Genomic DNA, 17615 nt, shown 5'->3' on the forward strand with positions numbered 1-17615 from the left:
CTCCGGACAATCGTTCGGAGGCTTTTTTTTGTCTAGGGCTTGTCCTGCGATTATTTCTTGGTAAACACCAGATCCCATACGCCGTGCCCCAATTTGAGGCCACGGTTCTCGAACTTGGTCAGCGGCCGGTACGCCGGCTGCGGCGCGTACCCTTCGGCCGTGTTCTGCAAGGCCGGCTCGGCGCCCAGCACCTCCAGCATTTGCACCGCGTAATCTTCCCAGTCGGTCGCCAGGTGGATATAGCCGCCGGTTTTCAGCTTCTCGCACAGCAGTTTCACGAAGGCTGGCTGGATCAGGCGCCGTTTGTTGTGGCGCGCCTTGTGCCAGGGGTCCGGGAAATACACGTGCACGCCGGCCAGCGAGCCGTCGGGAATCATGTGGTTCAGCACTTCGAAGGCGTCGTGCTGGATCAGGCGCAGGTTCTGGATACCCTGCTCGCCGATCTGTTTCAATAAACTGCCGACGCCCGGGGTGTGCACTTCGACGCCAATAAAATCCTTGTCCGGCATCTGGCGCGCGATGTGGGCGGTGGTGTCGCCCATGCCGAAACCGATTTCGAGGATGGTCGGCGCTTCGCGTCCGAAGGCGGCGGCGTAATCGAGCATTTCCTTCTTATACGGCACCAGGAATTGCGGCCCGAATTCTTCCAGCGCGCGTGCCTGCCCCGTCGACAGGCGGCCGGCGCGGGTGACGAAACTGCGGATACGGTGTTCGGTCGGGTCGTAAAGCATCGTACGGGCCGGGCCGTTGTCGGGGGTGTCTGCGGACATGGGAAATGAAAGTGAGGAGAATGAGGAAAGGAGGGCGGACATTATAGCTTACGCTGCTGCCCTGTTTCACCGGCACAAGCACCCACGCGGCGCCGCTCGCGTGTGTGGTCAAGAAGGCAATCTGCGCCATAATTGCTGCTCTCGCCAACCCTGCCAAGGCCCGTGGATGCATTCGACCAAACACCCGATCGCGATCGAAGACAACGTCGCGACCTTCCAGTTGACCTCCTTTCATTACGGCACGCCCGGCGCCGGCAAGAAGGTGTATATCCAGGCCTCGCTGCATGCGGACGAAGTACCGGCCATGCTGGTCGCCCATTACCTGCGCCAGGAACTGGACCGGCTCGATGCGCAAGGACACATCAAGGGAGAAATTATCCTGGTGCCGGCCGCGAATCCGATCGGCCTGTCGCAAACGATCCACGGTACGCCCTTCGGCCGCTACGACCTGTCGACCGGCGTGAATTTTAATCGCGCCTACAAACACGTCGCCGCCGACCTCAAGGAATCGCTGGCCGGCAAGCTCGGTACCGATGCCGATGCCAACGTCGCCCTGATCCGCGCCCATGCGCGCACCTCGCTCGGCGCCTGGAACCCGGCCACCAGCGGCGGGCTGCTGAAAAAAATCCTGCTGTCGATGGCGATCGATGCCGACATCATGCTCGACCTGCATTGCGATAACGAAGCGGTGCTGCACATGTATGCCGGCGAGCCGCTGGCCGACGCCGTCCAGCCGCTGGCCGACCTGATGGGCGCGCATGCGGTTTTACTCGCGCGCGAATCGGGCGGCGAACCGTTTGATGAAGCCTGCAGCCGCCTGTGGTGGGAGCTGGCCGAACATTTTGGCCCCGAAGTCGCGATTCCGCCGGCCGGCATCGCCATCACCGTCGAACTGCGCGGCGAAAACGACGTGCGCCATGAACTGGCGCAGCCGGATGCGCAAGCCATCCTGCAATACCTGGCGCGCGCCGGCGTGCTCGACCTGCCGCTCGCGCCGCTGCCGCAAGCGCTGTGCGCACCGACGCCCCTGGAAGCGGTCGAGCCTTTAAGTGCGCCCCACTCCGGCGTGCTGGTGTTCCTGAAAACGCTCGGAGACAAGGTCGCGCCCGAGGAAGCCGTGGCCGAAATCGTCAACCCGGTAACGGGGCAAGTGACGCCGGTGCGCAGCAAGCACGGCGGCGTGTTGTTCGCCAGCACCGCGCACCGTCATCTGCTGCGCGGCATGCACGTCTGCAAGATCGCGGGGGCGACTGCTTTTCGTGCCGGCGACTTGCTCGGTTCTTAGCGTTTATGCAGCGGCGCGGCGCGCGGCCAGCAGGCGCGCGCCGGCAGCCAGCAGCGCGAATATCGGCAGTACCCAGGCTTGGCCCGAACGCAATTCCACCAGCGTGGCCGTGCTGATCGCACACCACAGCAGCGGCACGATCCACAAGAGGGGGCGCGCACGCCACAGCAACAGGGCTGCAAAGGTAACAACCGCGGTCGGGTCGGGCGCCAGGCCGAACAGTTCGCCTTGCGTCCAGGGACGCCCGCTAAGGGGCGCCAGCAGCGGATACAGCAGCGCGACCAGGGCAATGCCGAGCGCCAGTTTTCCCAGCGAACCGACCGCTTCCGTCAGCCGCGGCGCCTGGCGCCGGCTGGCCAGCCACAGCAGCAGCACGGCCTGTAATGCAAACCCGATCGCAAAATAAGGCGCGCCGGTATTGATGGTCGCGTAGCGCTGGGCGAAATAAGTCCAGGCGACTTGCAGCCAGGCCAATGCTAACAACAGCGCCGCCGAGCGCCCTGCTTTGGCGCCGCCATGCCACAGGCAGGCGAACAAGGCGATGCCGACTGCCAGCGCCAGCAACTGCCCCGGCCACAGCGCCAGGTTGTGCAATTCGAACAGGCGAAAATACGTCGCCTTTGAAAACATCAGCAGGTCCGACAGCGAATACGTCCACCACTCGCTCATGTGAGCCGCTTCACGTCGGCAAGGATGCGTCGGCGCAGCGCCGCGTCCGGCAGCGGTCCGCGCGCGGCCCCCATGTTTTCCAGCGCATGCGCCGGGTTGGACGTGGCGGGAATGGCGCAGGTGATGGCGGGTTCCGACACGATGAATTTGAGTAAAACCTGGGCCCAGCTGGTGCAGCCGATCTCCGCCGCCCAGCCGGGCAAGGGTTTGCCGGCCAGTGCTTCGGTCAAGTCGCCCTGGCGGAATGGCCGGTTGACGATGACGGCGATCTTGCGCTCGCGCGCCAGCGGCAGGATGCGGTTTTCTACTTCACGGTCGAGCACGTTGTAGCTGATCTGCACGAAGTCGAGCGGCTGGGTTTCCATGATTTTCATGAATTCACCGTGGCGCCGGCCTTCGGAGGTGGTGATGCCGACGTAGCGCAGGCGGCCCGCGGCTTTCATCTGTTGCAGGGTACGCAGGTGCTCTTCCCAGGCCAGCAGGTTATGCACCTGCAGCAGGTCGAAGCGCGGCACACCCCACAGCGTGCGCGACGCCTCGATCTGGGCCGGACCACGCGCGCCGGCACCGGTCCACACCTTGTCGGCCGAGAACAGCGTCTTGGGAATTTTCAATTGCGCGAGCGCGTGGCCGATCACGGCCTGGGCCGAACCATACATCGGCGAGGAATCGATCAGGCGCCCGCCGCCCTGGAAAAACGCCCGTACCACCTCGGTACAGCGGGCGCGGGCGACCGGGTCGTCGCCGACATTGAAGGTGATCCAGCTGCCCAGGCCAACGACGGGCAGCAGTTCGCCGGACGACGGGATCGGCCGCGTGAGGAGCGGCACCGGCGTAGCGGCCAATACCGGCCCCATGGCGGCATACGCGCCGCCCGCAAGCACGGCGCGAAGCAGGCTCCTGCGTTCTTCGTAAACACCCTGCATACGTACTCCTGCTAAAGGCTGACCTGCCGACACGCCATGTCACCACAGTTTGGATGAGGAGACAACAGCGGCACGTTTGCGTGCCTACTTCTTTCCCTCCAGCGCCGCCAGCCGCGCCTCGGTCTCGCGAATGGCAAGCTCGGCCTGGCGCTGCTCGCGCGCATCCTTCCTCAGCATGTAAAACACGTTCAGGGCGCAGGTCGTCAAGCCGGTGAGGATGCCAGAGGCGACGCCGACCCGCTCGAGCGTCAGTGCCGTGCCGATCGATGCGAACGCACCAATCACGCTCGAGATTTCCACCATATTCAGTTTCATCGCCATCCCCCTTCGTATCGTTGAGCCAGATCAGCTCCGGTATAGTAATACTATACTTATTAGTAAACTTTTTCTATACTCGCACGTTTAGATTTGCTATACACTTTCACCATGGAAGCTAAAACGATGATTGCCAACTGGATCAAGGAGGCGCGGCAGGAAGCCGGCCTGTCGGGGGAAGCCCTGGGGACCAAGCTCGCCTTCGAGCTCGGTACGGCGCGCGGCCATACCAAGGCGAACATCTCGCACTGGGAGACGGAAAAACACAGCCCCAGCCTGCAGCAATTGCTGGCAATCGCCAAGGTCACCGGGCGCAGCTTGCCGGCCGCCATCATCGATGGCTTGCGCGGCAGCGATCCCGCTGCGCTCTTTCCCGGCGCCATGCGCGTGGTCGTCTCCGACGCCAGCGACGACACGTTTATCCAGGTGCCGATGGTGAAATTGCGCCTGTCCGCGGGCGTCACCGGGTTCCAGACCGAACCCGAGCAGCACGACGGCGGCACGGTCGGCATGCGCCGCGACTGGGTCGAGCGCAAGGGACTCAACCCGGGCAAGCTGATTGCGATCCTGGTCAAGGGCCAGAGCATGGAGCCGACCCTGTACGAAGACGACATCGTCGTCATCAACACCGCCGACCGCAAGCCGGCGGCCGGCCAGGTGTTCGCCGTCAATTTCAATGGCGAACCCGTCGTCAAGCGCATGCAAAAGGATGGCGGGCGCTGGTGGCTGGCCTCCGACAACCCCGACCAGCGCACCTACTACCGGCGTGCCTGCGAGGGCGATGGCTGCCTGGTCATCGGCCGCGTGGTGCGCAAGGAAAGCGACCGGATCTGATGCGCATCCACGTCACTCAGTTCGCCCCGCATGGCTCGCCGATCGTGGTGGCGCTTGTCGAACCGCGGTTTACCGTAAAAGGCGCCGCGGAGCCGGTCATCAGGAAAGTCGCCGAATACTTTCCGGCCAAGCCGGTCATGCTGGTGTCGGTGCAGCCCAATGGCTTTCGCGCCTATGCGTCCTTCCAGACCGGGGAATTGCTGGCATTGCTGCAGCTGGAGACGCTGCAGTTGCAGGAGATCGATATTTCCCTGCCGGCGCCGGAGAGCGACGAACCGCTGCCGTTCTAAGTAGCGGATTTTGCAGCGGCGCGCACGCAAAGTGGCGCCGTGAAGACTGGAGCGGGTGAAGGGAATCGAACCCTCGTCTTAAGCTTGGGAAGCTTCGGCTCTACCATTGAGCTACACCCGCGTTGCCGTCATTCTACGCCGGTTTACCCAACGTTGCCAGCTTGGCAGCAGCCCTGCCCCATTGTGGCGTGATGTGTACTGCACGCAACTAATCCCTAAATACTTAAAAAAATGCAAGCGGAGTGATCAAACTCGCCATAATTGTTGTAATATGCAAATGAACTTTACTTAACGGCAACAACAATAACCAAGGGGTAACTATGAAACTGCGTCACTTCGGCTCGTTCGCTTGCACACTCGCTTTCGTCACCGCACATGGCCTGGCTCAAGCTAGTCCGATTTCCTTCAACGAATCTTCCTGCGTATCTGGTTCCGTCAGCACCAGTGCCATCACCTGCGTGACCAAGGTCGCCAATGTCAATTACTCGAGCACGATGACGGCATGGTCGGCACCTAACACCGGTACCGGCAAGTTCGCTGCCGCGAGCCTGGGCTACTACGCGGGTTCCGGCATCGGTATCCTCGCCGCTGGCGAATCCACGGCGAATTCGCAGCACGCGGCTGACAACTACAATGGCACCGATGCCTTCCTGATCAACTTCGGCGCGAACAACTTCGCGTTGAACCAGATTTCGATCGGTTGGTTCAGCGGCGATGCCGACGTCAGCATCCTGCGCTATAACGGCACGCAGGCGCCAACGCTCGGCAACAGCACGGTGGCCAGCCTGGACAGCACGGCGGGATGGGATTGGGTGGGCGACTACTCGACGCTGAGCTCGAGCGCGAACGGTGTACTGAATTTCAATGACACCGGCGACATCAAGACCGGCTCCTGGTGGCTCGTCAGTGCTTACAATTCCGCTTATTCGACCGTCCCGGTGACGGGCGTCTTCGGCGATGGCAACGATTACTTCAAGCTGAACGGCTTCGGCGGCCAGCTCGTTACCGTCACGCCGCCACCGCAGCCGCCAGTGCCGCCGACCAAAGTGCCGGAGCCAGCCAGCTTCGCCCTGTTCGGCATTGCCCTGGTCGGCTTTGCTGCCGCACGCCGCAAATGGCAAGCCAAGTAATCGTTTCCTGACTGGCAAACGATCGTGGCCGGCGCGAAGCATCGCGACCGGCCTTTCGTTTATTTAGGTGGCTCGACCGTATATCCCTTGGCCTGCAAGGTGGCAATCACCCCTTTCGGGTCCAGGATTTCCTTGATGTGCACGGCCGTGAACGTGCTCGCGTTGGTCGCCAGCGCCTTTTCCGCGGCGGCTACCCAGGCGGCCAGCGAACGTTCGTTCAAGGTCTGCAGTTCCGGCTGGTTCTTTGCCAGCGAACTGCTCAGCACGGCCTGCTGGCAGGCGGTACGTTCGCTGTAATCGAGTTTGCGGATGTCCTCGTACTCGCCGACGGCCCAGGCGTTTGCACGGGCACGCATCGCGACGAGATCGCGGTCGAGCCGGTCGATGGTCTTGGCGAGGCAAGGGACGTCGTCCATCGCCGACTTCTTGAAGTCGCGCACGGCCTTGCCCGGCTCTTTGACTTCGACCCGCACCGTGGCATCGGTGACCTTGAGCTTGTGCTTGCCGACGAGTTTGTCGATGGTATTGCCGATCTGGTTGCTGCTCGTGAGGCCGGCCTGCTTGAGTGCGCGGTTCGACAGTTCGGCTGCGACGAAGGAGGGGCGCTCGCGCTCGATGCCGCCGTCGTTGCCAAAATAAACCTCCTTCAGCGGACGCCAGCGCGCATACACTTCCGGCGGCAGCAAATCCTTCAGTTCCGCACCATCCGGATTCTTTTTGACGCCAATCAGGAACGGCAAGGCCGTTACGGCACCCCAGCCGACGCTGATGCTTGATCCCGGCGGCTTCAGGTATTCCTGCGACTGGGCGATTGCCTTTTCGACGCCGCGTGAATGCCATTCCATCCCGGCCGGCAAAGGAGAATAGGTGCCGAACACCCACATCACATGGTCATCCTTCGAGACCTTCCACACGCCCGGTCCGGGGCGGCTGCCGGAGACGAGCACCTGCTGGGGAAGCGGCTCGCCGCTTTCCGTCGCGGGTTCGGTGGCCGCAGGGGCCGCAACAGCGGGGGCAGCGGGCTCGGCTGCGGTCTGCGCCAGGATAGGCAGGCTCAGGAAACACAGGCTCACGGCGGTAACGACACGTTTCAACAGCATGTTTACATCCTCGGTAGTTAGCTGGAGGACATTGTGTTGCTATCTAGCGATATAAGCAAGAAACAAGATGTTACAAGAGCCATATGTATATTGAATATCACTGATTCTCACCCGATCACTTGCGCGTCGCCCAGGGCTTGAGCACCAGATAGCTCGGCACTGCCGTGCGCGAGACGCTGGTGGCGCTGATCAGCTGCCGGCGCAGCAGCAAGGCGATGGCGCGTTGCGCGGTGATGCGCGACAGGCCGGTGTCGAGCGCCATCGTCGCATAGCTGAGCTGCACGGCACGTCCAGCGGCCGCTTCGCTCCGATGCCACAGGTAGCAATAGATCAGGAAAGCCGACGGCGCATGTTCGTGGCCGACCAGGTCGGGCATCAGCACGTCGAGCACATAGGGGTCAAAAGTCGGCACTCGGATCACCAAGAGTATAGTCACGATGATTATAGTTGCGCTGCCTGCCATGCGAGAATGCCGGGCCATCAATTACGGAGCGCACATGATCACCCATATCAAATTCGTCAGCATCCCGACCCGCGACCAGGACGCGGCGCTCGCGTTTTATACCGAGAAACTGGGCTTTCGGGTCATCACCGACCAGCCCTTCGGTCCGCAACGCTGGATCGAACTGCGCGTCGGCGCATCGGAAACGCGTTTCGTGCTGTTCACGCCGCCCGGCCAGGAAGAGCGCATCGGCAGCCAGTTCAACGGTTCCCTGGCCTGCGACGATGTCGAGGCGACCTACCGCCAGCTCTCGAGCCGCGGAGTCGAGTTCGTGTCGCCACCGCAAAAGCAGCCCTGGGGCGAGTACGCGATCATGAAGGACCCGGACGGCAATCAGTTCGTGCTGTCCTCGTCCTGAGCTCAGGCGGCTTCATCAACCTTGACATCCCGCCAATCAAGCGGTGAATGGGCGGGTTTGAAGCATAAATATTTCCCTGAATCCATCAAGATCTGGAACCGGCGGCCGTTATCAGGTGATCGCGCGCCGCTGCGCGCATGCACTTATTATGGATCCATCATGAAATTCGCCGCCGTCTTCGTTTTCGCCGCCGCCTCGCTGCTGTCCGCCTGCGGCGGCATGCGCACCTCCACCCAGCCGGCCGCGTTTGCGCCGCCGGCGATCGTTACCTTGCACGCCACCGGCTACGGCGCCGTCAACATGGCCGCCTGCAACGGTGAATGCGAGCGCGTTTCGCCGGCCCAGCGCAAACTGCTGGCCATGCGCGCCGCGCGCCTGGATGCCTACCGTTCCATGGCCGAACAGGTGTATGGCTTGCGCATCGAAGGCGGCAGCACGGTTGCTTCGCTCACGCTCAAGGACGACAGTTTCAAGGTGTATATTGACGCCTTCATCCGTGGCGCGCGCGTGACCAACGTCGCCCAGCGCGAAGACGGCACCTACGAGACGACCGTGGAGATGGATTTCGACACCAATGCGGCGCGCATCCCGGTTCCAGCCCGAGACCCTGCCCCACACGCCGCCCCGGCAGTGGCAAAGAACACCCGCACCATGCTGGGCAACGCCGGTCCCGGCGCTGCCTACGGCGCGTCGTTCTACCATGCCCAGTAAGCTGCGGTTTCTCGGCGCCGTCCTGGCGCTGCTGTGTCACTTCCCGTTGTCCGCCGCTGCGCCGGCCGAGGCCGAAGGCGTGGCCGCGATCGCCGACGGCGGCCTGGCACGCGCACGCCAGGCCGCCATCCGCGATGCCCTCGAACAGCTGGGCCTGCGCAGCGGCGCCCGCGTCGACGTCGCCGCCGGCGCGTCCACGCGCGGCAAGGCGTTCGAGAGCAGCCGCGTGCAAGCGGCCGCCGACTTCGACCGCTACACGGTGCTGCGCGAATGGCAAAGCGGCCAGCTGCTGCACGTGCGCATCGCCGTCAAAGAAGAAGACGCACGCCCGCGTGTCGGCGCCAATCTGGCGTACAAGAAGAAAATCGTCGTCACCCCCTTCCGCGTGCGCCGCTCGCCGCAGCTGGACGACGTCGACGACATCGCCACCCGCCTGCCGCAGGAACTGCTGCGCCGGATGGGCGCCAGCGGCAAATTCCTCGGCAAGGAAAGCCCGTACGTGATCTCTCCCGGCGTGAGCGGCCCGAGCAGCGACACGGCAGCGGTGCGCCGCCTGGCATCGATGTACGAGGGCCAGTTCGTGATCTCGGGCGAAATCGTCGACGCCGGCAATTACGAGCAGCCGGCCTATTACGGCCTGGTCAAGAAGGACGCGCGTCGCATCGAGATTGCCTTGTACGTGCATGATGGCCTCACCGGGGTATTGGTTGCACGGCGCACGGTGCTGGTCGAGCAGGTCGGCGAGCGCCGCGTCGGGCGCGATAAACCGTTCGGCAGCGCCAGCTTTGCCGCCACGCCCTTCGGCGGCGCGATCCTGCGCGCGCTCGACGACGGCATCGCCGCCATTTCCGCCGATATCGGCGCACTGCCGTTCATGGCCAAGGTGGTGCAGGTGCAGGGCGAACGCATCTTCATCGATGCCGGCAGCACCTCGTCGGTGGCGCCGGGAGACCAATTGGTGATCTACCGCGCCGACCCGCGCCAGCAGGTGTACGGGGCCGACCCGCTGGTGCCGCTCGGCGCCGTGGAGACGCCGGTCGGCACCCTGTCGGTGGTGCAGGTGCAGCCGGGGTTTGCGATCGGGACCGTGATGCCGCCGGGCGCCGCGAAGCAGGTCAGCGCGGGCGATATGGTGCGGTTCGATGTGGCGGTGATGCCGCCACGGTGATGCGATCCGTGGCCGCGACGTCACGCGTTATTTTTACGCCGGCGGCTCTTCCGGCGGCCGCTCCAACAGCTGCTGCGCCAGCTTGAACCCATCCACCATCACCTTGAACGCCTGGTGCTTGGTCTCCTCGTCCGGCACGCGCAGGATGTACGACGGGTGGTAGACGGTGACGACCCAATGCTCCCCGTGCCGGATCGCCTTGCCGAGCGACTCGCCCAGTTTTGCACTGCCGCTCCCCAAAACCGATTTCAGGGCGGTGGCGCCCAGCGCTACGATCACCTTCGGTTGGACTGCCGCCAGCTCCTTGTCGAGCCAGTAGTGGCAGGCCTCGACCTCGCGCTGCGCCGGGGTCTTGTGCAAGCGTCGCTTGCCGCGCGGCTCCCATTTGAAATGCTTGACGGCGTTGGTGAGATAGATCTCGCGCCGGTCCAGGCCGGCGCTCTCGAACACGCGGTCGAGCAGCTTGCCGGCGGGTCCAATAAAAGCTTTGCCGGCCAGGTCTTCCTGGTCGCCCGGCTGTTCACCCACCAGCATGATTTGCGCCTGCTTCGGCCCTTCCCCGCCGACGGCTTGCGTCGCGAACTGCCACAGCTCGCAGCGGCGGCATTCGTCGAGTTTCGACGGTTGCTGGCGTTCGGGCTGGGCGTCGGCGGGAGCGATCGCGATCGTGCGCCCGCTTTGCCGTCCGACGGCCTGGGCCTGGCCGGTGCTGCGCGCGCCCAGCTCGGCGTTGCTGACCATGGCGGGGACGATCGCGCCTTCGGGCAGGTTTTTCCAGAAGCGCGACGGAATATGGCTTTGCATCAGCTGGGCATTCACGCGCGCCGGATTGAAGATGCTGCGGTAGTAGGTGAGCCAGAGGGCTTCGCCGGCGTCGTCGAGGTCGGCCGCGCTTTTCATGAGGGGCCCCGTATGGTGCAAGGTCGCGCCATCCCACATAACGCTGGCCTCGGGCGTGCCGATCATCCAGGTGACGCCGCCCATGCGGTTCTTGAAATGCTCGGCGACCTGCGGCAGCACGTCGTGGCGCGGCTCGAACCAGGCGGCGAACTGCGGCGGGCCGGCGTCCAGCGGACGCTCGCGGAATCGGATATAGGCATGCATGTCGTGCTCCTCGCGGCGCACCGCCTTGACCATCGCGTGCAATTTGCCGCCGTCGGCATCGGCCGGCGACTGCACGTCGTGCTCGCCGTGCTGCCAGCGCCAGATCACCCGGTACAGGAAAGCCCAACGGTCGGGCACGCGGCAGCAGGCGGCCGACTGCAGCATCTCCATCAGCGCGCGTGGAATGTGAGGTGCAGGTTTTATCGGCTTCAAGCCGTCAGGAGGATTATCCGCAGGAGAAGCAGAATCCGGCGCACCCGAGAACAGGTCGGTTTCAAGAGAGCGCGCCTCGTTCCAGGTCACCAGTTCCGGCGCCACGTCATGCATCAAGAGGTCGCGCGCGGCGGCGCGCCATTCGGGGAAGCCGGACACCACCAGCGGTTGGCCGGCACTGACGCGGGCCGCCGCGTTCATGCCGCCTTCAACTCCGGCCACAGGTTCATCTGTTCCTGCGGTGCGCCCAGGTGGCGCCGCAGCAGGTCGGAACTGGCCAGTCCCTGCGCCGGCTTGTAGTCGGCGGTGACGACGAAGGGCGCGATTTTCTTCATGCCGCAGCGCAGGCGCGACAAATCTTCCCAGCGCACCCGGCGCAGCCGGCGCAGGTCGACGATGCGCTTGGCGTTGCGCAGGCCGATGCCGGGCACGCGCGCGATCATCTCGGCGTCGGCGCGGTTCAGGTCCATCGGGAAGTGCTCGCGGTTGGCCAGCGCCCAGGCCAGTTTCGGGTCGACGTCGAGCGCCAGGTTGCCGGCCGCCGGCATCAGTTCGCCCGCCGTAAAACCATAGCCGCGCAACAGGAAATCGGCCTGGTACAGGCGGTGCTCGCGCAGCAGCGGCGGCGGCGCCAGCGGCACGCTGTCCGGGCTTTGCGGAATCGGGCTGAAGGCGGAGTAATACACGCGCTTGAGTTTATAACTGCCGTACAGGGTTTCGGCCGTATTGAGGATGGTCTGGTCGTCGCTGGCGTCGGCGCCGACGATCATCTGCGTGCTCTGCCCGGCCGGGGCGAAGGCCGGCGCCTTCGGCTCCTCCGCCTTTTCGTCGAGCTTGCGCCGGATCGAACCCATCGCCAGCTTGATGGTGTGGACGTTTTTCTCGGGCGCGAGGCGGGACACGCTGTCGTGGGTCGGCAATTCGATGTTGACCGATAGCCGGTCGGCGTAGCGGCCGGCCTCGGCGATCAGCAAGGGGTCGGCGTCCGGAATCGTCTTGAGGTGGATGTAGCCCTTGAAATTGTGCTCTTCGCGCAGCGTGCGCGCGACGGCAACCAACTGCTCCATCGTGTAGTCGCTCGACTGGATGATGCCGGAACTCAGGAACAGGCCATCGATGTAATTGCGCAAGTAAAAATCGTGGGTCAATTTCACGACTTCGGCCACCGAAAAGCGTGCACGCGGGACATTCGAGGTACGGCGGTTGACGCAGTACTGGCAGTCGTAGACGCAGAAATTGGTGAGCAGGATTTTCAGCAGCGAGACGCAGCGGCCGTCGGGCGTATAGCTGTGGCAAATGCCCATGCCGGTGGTGGCGCCGACGCCACCGTCGCTGCCGTCGGAAGCACGCTTGGGCGCACCGCTGCTGGCGCAGGAGGCGTCGTATTTGGCGGCGTCCGCCAGGATTTCGAGCTTGTCGGAAAGTTTCATCGGAATGGAGAAACTGTATGGGTGTACAGTATAAACCAGCCCGGATATGTACGGCGCGCGGTACAGGTTGGTGCCGGGACAAAGGCGGGTCGCCGTTGTAGGGTGGACTCCTGAGTCCACGCGGTAGAACGGTTGCGCAATCGAAACGCATCATGCATGCGATGCGACTGCCAGTTATGTCGGCGGTACGTCACGGCACGACCGCGTGGACACAGGTGTCCACCCTACATTGAGTGGTCCGCCGATGTTTCCAATATCAGCGGACCGTCAAGTCGATTACCGGACTGGTTTTCCTTCCTGGTCCAGCACGACCACTTCGCCCCAGCCCAGCGAACGAATGCCCGCTTCCACCTTGCGCAGGTCGCCAATCACCACCCACACCACCTTCTCCGGCTGGACGAATTGTCCCGCCGCCTGGCCCAGCTGCGCCGGCGTCAGCGCCTTCAGGTTGGCCGAATAGCCGCTCCAGTAATTCTCCGGCAGGTTCAGGTTAACGCTCGCCAGCGCCGCCGCTTCCAGCGCGCCCAGGGTCTCGAAGCGGCCGGCCAGGCGCGAGGTCATGTTGCGCATGATGCTTTCGTATTCGGCGCCGACCAGCGGACGGGCACCGGCCACGCCCTTGACCTCGTTCGCCACTTCGCGCATCGCCTCGACCGTTTTATCGGTCTGCACCGGCGCCATCGTGATGAAACTGCGCTGGCCGCGCACTTCGGAGAGGCGCGCATTGGTGCCGTAGCTCCAGTGTTTATCGAGGCGCAGGTTGCGGTTCAAGCGCGAGGTGGCGATGCCGCCGAAGTTGTGCATCACCGGCTCGATGGCGAGATCTTCCGGCTGGCCGTAGGGCAGCGACAGGTGCGCGGCGACGATGGTCGATTGCGGCGCGTCCGGCTTGTCGATCAGGTAGACCTTCTTGCCGGTCGTGTCACCCAGCGCCGCTGCCGGTTTGGCCGGTGCTGTACCGGCGGCCCAGCGGCCGAACGACGCTTCCAGCGCCGGCAGCAACTTGTCCATCGTGGTGTCGCCGGCGACGACCAGGGTCGCGCTGCCCGGACGGAACCAGCTGGCGTGCCACTGCGCCAGGTCGTCGCGCGTGATGGCGTCGACGCTGGCGCTGGTGCCGCTGGCAGGCTTGCCGTAGGCGTGTTCCTGGCCGTACAGCAGGGCCGGGACGACGCGCATGGCGAGGCTGTTCGGCTGCGCCTTTTCCTGGCCGATCTGCGCCATGCGCCGCGATTTCTGCAGCGCGAACTGGTCTTGCGGGAAGCTTGGGGCGAGCGCGGCGTCGGCCATGATGGCGAGCGACGGCGCCAGGTTGGCGGCGGTCGCCTGCAGGCGCACCAGCGACTGGTCGGCACTGCTGGCGGTCGCCAGGCGTGCGCCCAGGTTTTCCAGCGCGTCCGACAGCGCAAAGGCGTCGCGCGTTTTGGTGCCCTTGTCGAGCAGGTCGAGCGCGAGCGAGGCGGCGCCGGCCTTGGCCGTGCTGTCCGAGGCCACGCCGGCATCGACCGCCAGCGTCGCATTCACGATCGGCGCCGTGTGGCGTTCGAGCAGGATCACCTTTAAACCGTTCTTCAGCTGGGCGCGCTGCATGGCCGGGAATTTGACGTCGGGCGCCTCGCCCAGGCCTGGCAGCACCTTGCGGTCGATGGTCGATTTCACGGCCGCCAGTTTCGCGAACGGACGCACCGTCATCGTGTAGTGGTTCGAGCGCAGCCAGCGGTTGCCGGCCGCCTTGACCTCGCCTGGCGTGGCCGTGGCCAGCTGCTCCAGGCGCGTCAGATACGCGTCGGGCGCGCCGCCATAGGTCATGCTCTCGGCCAGCACGTCGGAACGCCCGCCGAAGCCGCCCAGGCGCTCGATGCTGCGCGAGAAGTCGGACAGGGTGCGGGTTTTTACGCGCGCCAGTTCGGCGGCGGTCGGGCCCTTGGCCAGCAGGTCGGCGACGATGGCGTCGATCTCGCGCTCCACCTCGAGCGGATCGGCGCCCGGTTTCACGGTAGCGACAATGTTAAAAGTGCCGCCCAGTTCCGCATCGTTGACATAGGTGCTGACCGTGGTCGCCAGGCCCTTGTCGTAGACCAGGCGTTTATCCAGGCGCGCGCTCTTCGAGCCGGCCAGCACCTCCGCCAGCAGCGCCAGGCGCGGGGTGTCGGCATCCTTCCAGTTGGCCACGTGCCAGCTGCGGTAGATGCGCACCTGCGGCACATGGTCTTCCATCTCGTCGCGGATGTTGCGTTCGAGCTGGGGAATCCAGGTCTCGGTGCGCGGCAGCGGCGGGCCCGGCGGAATCGCGCCGAAGTATTTGGTGACGAGTTCGAGCGCCTTTTCGGGCGTGATGTCGCCGGCCAGCGAGATCACCGCGTTGTTCGGGCCATAGTAGGTGCGGTACCACTCGCGGATGTCTTCCAGCGAGGCGGCGGACAGATCTTCCATGGAGCCGATGGTCGACCACGAATACGGGTGAGAATAGGGGTACATCTTGGCGCCGATCTCGTTGCGCACGCGGCCATACGGCTGGTTCTCGCCCTGGCGCTTTTCGTTCTGCACCACGCCGCGTTCGCGCTCGAGCATCTCCTTGGAGATGTAGTTGCCGAGGAAGCCCATGCGGTCCGATTCGAGGAACAGGGTGCGCTCGAGCGCCGACACCGGCACGTCTTCGAAGAAGTTGGTGCGGTCGGTATTCGTGGTGCCGTTGCGGTTGTTCGCGCCGAGGTCATCCATCGCCTCGCGGAAGCCGTGCGGGTAGTTTTCGGAGCCGTTGAAGAAGAAGTGCTCGAACAGGTGTGCGAAACCGGTCTTGCCGCGCTTTTCGTTGCGCGAACCGACGTGGTACCACATGTTCACGCCGACCACGGGCACGCTGTGGTCTTCGTGCACGACCAGGGTCAGGCCGTTGGGCAGCACGAATTGTTTGTAGTTGATCGTGTAGGCCTTGCGGTCGAACGGTGCGGCTTTGGCGGCTGTTGCCGGCGCGGCGTGTGCGGGCAGTGCGACGGTCGAGGCGAAGGCGAGGGCCAGCGCGGCGAGAAGGGGTTTGTTCATGGGGCTCCGTAGACAGCGTGTGGTTGTTGTGGGAGGCATTTTAACTGTGGTCCTTCCATCCCCGGCAGGCTTTTAGATATGCATGTGTGCGTTGAACGCGTGGGCGGGGGACCCGCCCACCCTACGTCCCTGCGAGAAAAGTTCGTAGGGTGGACGGCTCTGCCGTTCACGCGTTCAAGCAGCAGCAGACCGTGCCATCTCCAGCTGCCCCGCATCCATGCGCGCCGCGACCTTCTTCAGGTACGCGCCCGCGCCCGCCACGCCAGCCGCGTCGGCGCGCGCCAGCCAGGCGTAGGCCGCCACCGCATCGCGACCGGTCCCCTGCCCCGCCGCATACATCACGCCCAGGTTGAACTGCGCGCGCGCATGTCCCTGGCGCGCGGCGCGCAGGTACCAGAAATGGGCGGCCTCGTAGTCGCGCTCGACGCCGTGGGCGCTGTCGTAACGCAGCGCCAGCGCGAACTGGGCCAGCGCATATTCGCCATCGGCGGCCTTGCGGTACCAGTGCGCCGCCTCCCTGGGGTCGCCGGCTTCCAGCCGGTCGAGCAGCACGCCCACCATGTGCTGGGCCGGCGCGTAGTCCTGGTCGGCCGCGCGCCGGTACCAGGCCAGGGCGCGCGCGGGGTCTTGCGCCACGCCGCTGCCCGACTCATAACGCAGGGCGAGATCGAACTGGGCGCGCAGGTGGCCCTGCTCGGCCGCCTGCTCGTACCAGTACAGCGCCTGCGCCGGGTCGGGGTCGACACCGTTGCCACTATCGTAAAGCTGGCCCAGGTGGTATTGCGCAGACGGCAAACCCTGGACGGCGGCGAGGCGGTACCAGTGCGCAGCCTGCGCCGGGTCGCGTTCCACGCCCTGGCCATGCTCGTGGCGCAGGCCGAGGTTGTCCTGGGCGGCGGCGTGGCCTTGGGTTGCGGCGCGCCGGTACCATGTCAATGCGGCCGCCTCGTCGCGCGGCACGCCATGGCCGCTGTCGTGGATCAGGGCCAGGTTGAACTGGGAACTGGCGTGGCCCTGGTGCGCGGCACGCTCGTACCAGTCGATCGCCTGCACGCTGTCCTGGCCGACGTCCTGGCCCTTGTCGAAGCGCAGTCCGAGGTTGAACTGGGCCGGCGCATAGCCTTGATCGGCGGCGCGGCGCAGCCAGTCGAGCGCCTGCGCCGGGTCGCGCGCGACGCCCTGGCCGCTGTCGTAGCGCAGCGCCAGCGCGAACTGCGAACGCGCATGGCCCTGCTCGGCCGCGCGCCGGTACCAGCCGGTCGCCGCCGCCGTGTCCTGGGCCACGCCCTTGCCGCCGTCGAACATCATGCCGAGGTTGTGCTGGGCGCCGGGGTCGCCCTGGTTGGCGGCCTGGCTGAACCAGTGCAGCGCCTGGCCGACGTCGGCCGCGGTGCCCTGGCCCTTGGCATGCATCCAGCCCAGGTTGTACTGGGCCGGCGCATAGCCCTGCTCGGCCGCGCAGCGGTACCAGTGCAGTGCCTGCGCCTGGTCCTGGGTCACGCCCTGCCCCTTCTGGTACATCAGGCCGAGGTTGTACTGGGCCTGCTCCAGGCCGGCGGCGGCGGCCTTGCGGTACCACTCGACGGCCAGTGCCTCGTTGCGCGGCACGGCCTGGCCACTGACGTACATGAAGCCGAGCTGGTGCTGGGCACTGGCGACACCCCGCTCGGCCAGGGCTTTTACGCGCAAAAATTCGGCTGTATGACGCGCGGCTGTATGACGTTCACCGGCGCCGGCTCCAGGCACGGCCGCACTGTCCATGGACGCG

At 65.0% G+C, this 17615-nt stretch carries 17 protein-coding genes and 1 tRNA gene; 7 read left to right on the forward strand and 11 right to left on the reverse strand.

Annotation, left to right across the window (positions count from 1 at the left end):
* Nucleotides 1-50 precede the first annotated feature (50 nt).
* Entirely contained in the window at nucleotides 51-731 is a 681-nt protein-coding gene (trmB, locus tag IFT60_RS23635) for a tRNA (guanosine(46)-N7)-methyltransferase TrmB (protein WP_192056474.1), read from the reverse strand.
* A gap of 205 nt (nucleotides 732-936) precedes the next feature.
* Here trmB and IFT60_RS23640 point away from each other — a divergent pair, with 205 nt between their 5' ends.
* A complete protein-coding gene (locus IFT60_RS23640; RefSeq protein WP_192056417.1) occupies nucleotides 937-2055 on the forward strand; it encodes a succinylglutamate desuccinylase/aspartoacylase family protein in 1119 nt (372 codons plus the stop codon).
* A 3-nt stretch (nucleotides 2056-2058) separates the two neighbouring features.
* On the opposite strand, the gene IFT60_RS23645 is transcribed toward IFT60_RS23640, so the two are convergent.
* The 3 genes from IFT60_RS23645 to IFT60_RS23655 form a co-directional block, all read right to left on the reverse strand.
* On the reverse strand, nucleotides 2059-2724 hold the full coding sequence (locus tag IFT60_RS23645; protein WP_192056419.1) for a DUF6064 family protein: 666 nt from the start codon (nucleotides 2722-2724) through the stop codon (nucleotides 2059-2061).
* Nucleotides 2721-3650: an aldo/keto reductase gene (locus tag IFT60_RS23650; RefSeq protein WP_192056421.1), complete on the reverse strand. Its 930-nt coding sequence runs from the start codon at nucleotides 3648-3650 to the stop codon at nucleotides 2721-2723. The genes IFT60_RS23645 and IFT60_RS23650 overlap by 4 nt, the downstream gene beginning before the upstream one ends.
* Nucleotides 3651-3734: 84 nt before the next feature.
* On the reverse strand, nucleotides 3735-3965 hold the full coding sequence (locus tag IFT60_RS23655; protein ID WP_192056423.1) for a holin: 231 nt from the start codon (nucleotides 3963-3965) through the stop codon (nucleotides 3735-3737).
* Nucleotides 3966-4091: 126 nt separating this feature from the next.
* On the opposite strand from IFT60_RS23655, the gene IFT60_RS23660 reads away from it, so the two are divergent.
* A complete protein-coding gene (locus tag IFT60_RS23660) occupies nucleotides 4092-4799 on the forward strand; it encodes an XRE family transcriptional regulator (protein WP_192056425.1) in 708 nt (235 codons plus the stop codon).
* Complete coding sequence (locus IFT60_RS23665) at nucleotides 4799-5089, forward strand: hypothetical protein (protein WP_192056427.1); 291 nt, start codon at nucleotides 4799-4801, stop codon at nucleotides 5087-5089. Before IFT60_RS23660 ends, IFT60_RS23665 begins: the two co-directional genes overlap by 1 nt.
* Before the next feature lie 47 nt (nucleotides 5090-5136).
* Here IFT60_RS23665 and IFT60_RS23670 read toward each other — a convergent pair.
* A tRNA-Gly gene (locus tag IFT60_RS23670) sits at nucleotides 5137-5210 on the reverse strand.
* 199 nt (nucleotides 5211-5409) lie between these two features.
* Between IFT60_RS23670 and xdp1 the strand changes: the two genes are divergently transcribed.
* The gene (gene xdp1, locus IFT60_RS23675; RefSeq protein WP_192056429.1) at nucleotides 5410-6219 is read left to right on the forward strand and encodes an exosortase-dependent surface protein XDP1; all 810 of its coding nucleotides are present in this window, start codon (nucleotides 5410-5412) and stop codon (nucleotides 6217-6219) included.
* A gap of 59 nt (nucleotides 6220-6278) precedes the next feature.
* Here the strand turns inward: xdp1 and IFT60_RS23680 are convergent, their stop codons facing one another.
* On the reverse strand, nucleotides 6279-7319 hold the full coding sequence (locus IFT60_RS23680; protein WP_192056431.1) for a TraB/GumN family protein: 1041 nt from the start codon (nucleotides 7317-7319) through the stop codon (nucleotides 6279-6281).
* 115 nt (nucleotides 7320-7434) lie between these two features.
* A complete protein-coding gene (locus IFT60_RS23685; protein WP_192056433.1) occupies nucleotides 7435-7731 on the reverse strand; it encodes a helix-turn-helix domain-containing protein in 297 nt (98 codons plus the stop codon).
* Nucleotides 7732-7816: 85 nt separating this feature from the next.
* Between IFT60_RS23685 and IFT60_RS23690 the strand changes: the two genes are divergently transcribed.
* The 3 genes from IFT60_RS23690 to IFT60_RS23700 all read left to right on the forward strand — a co-directional run bounded on the left by IFT60_RS23690 (nucleotide 7817) and on the right by IFT60_RS23700 (nucleotide 10058).
* A complete protein-coding gene (locus IFT60_RS23690; protein ID WP_192056435.1) occupies nucleotides 7817-8179 on the forward strand; it encodes a VOC family protein in 363 nt (120 codons plus the stop codon).
* Nucleotides 8180-8338: 159 nt separating this feature from the next.
* The gene (locus IFT60_RS23695) at nucleotides 8339-8890 is read left to right on the forward strand and encodes an LPP20 family lipoprotein (RefSeq protein ID WP_192056437.1); all 552 of its coding nucleotides are present in this window, start codon (nucleotides 8339-8341) and stop codon (nucleotides 8888-8890) included.
* A complete protein-coding gene (locus tag IFT60_RS23700) occupies nucleotides 8880-10058 on the forward strand; it encodes a flagellar assembly protein T N-terminal domain-containing protein (protein WP_192056439.1) in 1179 nt (392 codons plus the stop codon). Before IFT60_RS23695 ends, IFT60_RS23700 begins: the two co-directional genes overlap by 11 nt.
* Before the next feature lie 33 nt (nucleotides 10059-10091).
* On the opposite strand, the gene IFT60_RS23705 is transcribed toward IFT60_RS23700, so the two are convergent.
* The 4 genes from IFT60_RS23705 to IFT60_RS23720 form a co-directional block, all read right to left on the reverse strand.
* Nucleotides 10092-11576: a UdgX family uracil-DNA binding protein gene (locus IFT60_RS23705; protein ID WP_192056441.1), complete on the reverse strand. Its 1485-nt coding sequence runs from the start codon at nucleotides 11574-11576 to the stop codon at nucleotides 10092-10094.
* Nucleotides 11573-12805, reverse strand: a complete 1233-nt coding sequence (locus tag IFT60_RS23710; protein ID WP_192056443.1) for a putative DNA modification/repair radical SAM protein — start codon at nucleotides 12803-12805, stop codon at nucleotides 11573-11575. Before IFT60_RS23710 ends, IFT60_RS23705 begins: the two co-directional genes overlap by 4 nt.
* Nucleotides 12806-13081: 276 nt before the next feature.
* Complete coding sequence (locus IFT60_RS23715; RefSeq protein ID WP_192056445.1) at nucleotides 13082-15847, reverse strand: M16 family metallopeptidase; 2766 nt, start codon at nucleotides 15845-15847, stop codon at nucleotides 13082-13084.
* Nucleotides 15848-16021: 174 nt separating this feature from the next.
* Nucleotides 16022-17536: an SEL1-like repeat protein gene (locus tag IFT60_RS23720; protein WP_307729709.1), complete on the reverse strand. Its 1515-nt coding sequence runs from the start codon at nucleotides 17534-17536 to the stop codon at nucleotides 16022-16024.
* Nucleotides 17537-17615 lie beyond the last annotated feature (79 nt).

Origin of the sequence: Massilia sp. CFBP 13721 (genome assembly GCF_014842025.1) — a bacterium.
Lineage (GTDB): Bacteria > Pseudomonadota > Gammaproteobacteria > Burkholderiales > Burkholderiaceae_D > Telluria.

Excerpts from the sequence above, each read along its gene's own strand:
- IFT60_RS23715 (WP_192056445.1), bottom strand. The coding sequence starts at position 15,847 with ATGAACAAACCCCTTCTCGCCGCGCTGGCCCTCGCCTTCGCCTCGACC.
- IFT60_RS23650 (WP_192056421.1), bottom strand. The coding sequence starts at position 3,650 with ATGCAGGGTGTTTACGAAGAACGCAGGAGCCTGCTTCGCGCCGTGCTT.
- IFT60_RS23690 (WP_192056435.1), top strand. The coding sequence starts at position 7,817 with ATGATCACCCATATCAAATTCGTCAGCATCCCGACCCGCGACCAGGAC.
- IFT60_RS23640 (WP_192056417.1), top strand. The coding sequence starts at position 937 with ATGCATTCGACCAAACACCCGATCGCGATCGAAGACAACGTCGCGACC.
- IFT60_RS23660 (WP_192056425.1), top strand. The coding sequence starts at position 4,092 with ATGATTGCCAACTGGATCAAGGAGGCGCGGCAGGAAGCCGGCCTGTCG.
- IFT60_RS23665 (WP_192056427.1), top strand. The coding sequence starts at position 4,799 with ATGCGCATCCACGTCACTCAGTTCGCCCCGCATGGCTCGCCGATCGTG.
- xdp1 (WP_192056429.1), top strand. The coding sequence starts at position 5,410 with ATGAAACTGCGTCACTTCGGCTCGTTCGCTTGCACACTCGCTTTCGTC.
- IFT60_RS23700 (WP_192056439.1), top strand. The coding sequence starts at position 8,880 with ATGCCCAGTAAGCTGCGGTTTCTCGGCGCCGTCCTGGCGCTGCTGTGT.
- trmB (WP_192056474.1), bottom strand. The coding sequence starts at position 731 with ATGCTTTACGACCCGACCGAACACCGTATCCGCAGTTTCGTCACCCGC.
- IFT60_RS23680 (WP_192056431.1), bottom strand. The coding sequence starts at position 7,319 with ATGCTGTTGAAACGTGTCGTTACCGCCGTGAGCCTGTGTTTCCTGAGC.
- IFT60_RS23695 (WP_192056437.1), top strand. The coding sequence starts at position 8,339 with ATGAAATTCGCCGCCGTCTTCGTTTTCGCCGCCGCCTCGCTGCTGTCC.
- IFT60_RS23710 (WP_192056443.1), bottom strand. The coding sequence starts at position 12,805 with ATGAAACTTTCCGACAAGCTCGAAATCCTGGCGGACGCCGCCAAATAC.
- IFT60_RS23645 (WP_192056419.1), bottom strand. The coding sequence starts at position 2,724 with ATGAGCGAGTGGTGGACGTATTCGCTGTCGGACCTGCTGATGTTTTCA.
- IFT60_RS23705 (WP_192056441.1), bottom strand. The coding sequence starts at position 11,576 with ATGAACGCGGCGGCCCGCGTCAGTGCCGGCCAACCGCTGGTGGTGTCC.
- IFT60_RS23655 (WP_192056423.1), bottom strand. The coding sequence starts at position 3,965 with ATGAAACTGAATATGGTGGAAATCTCGAGCGTGATTGGTGCGTTCGCA.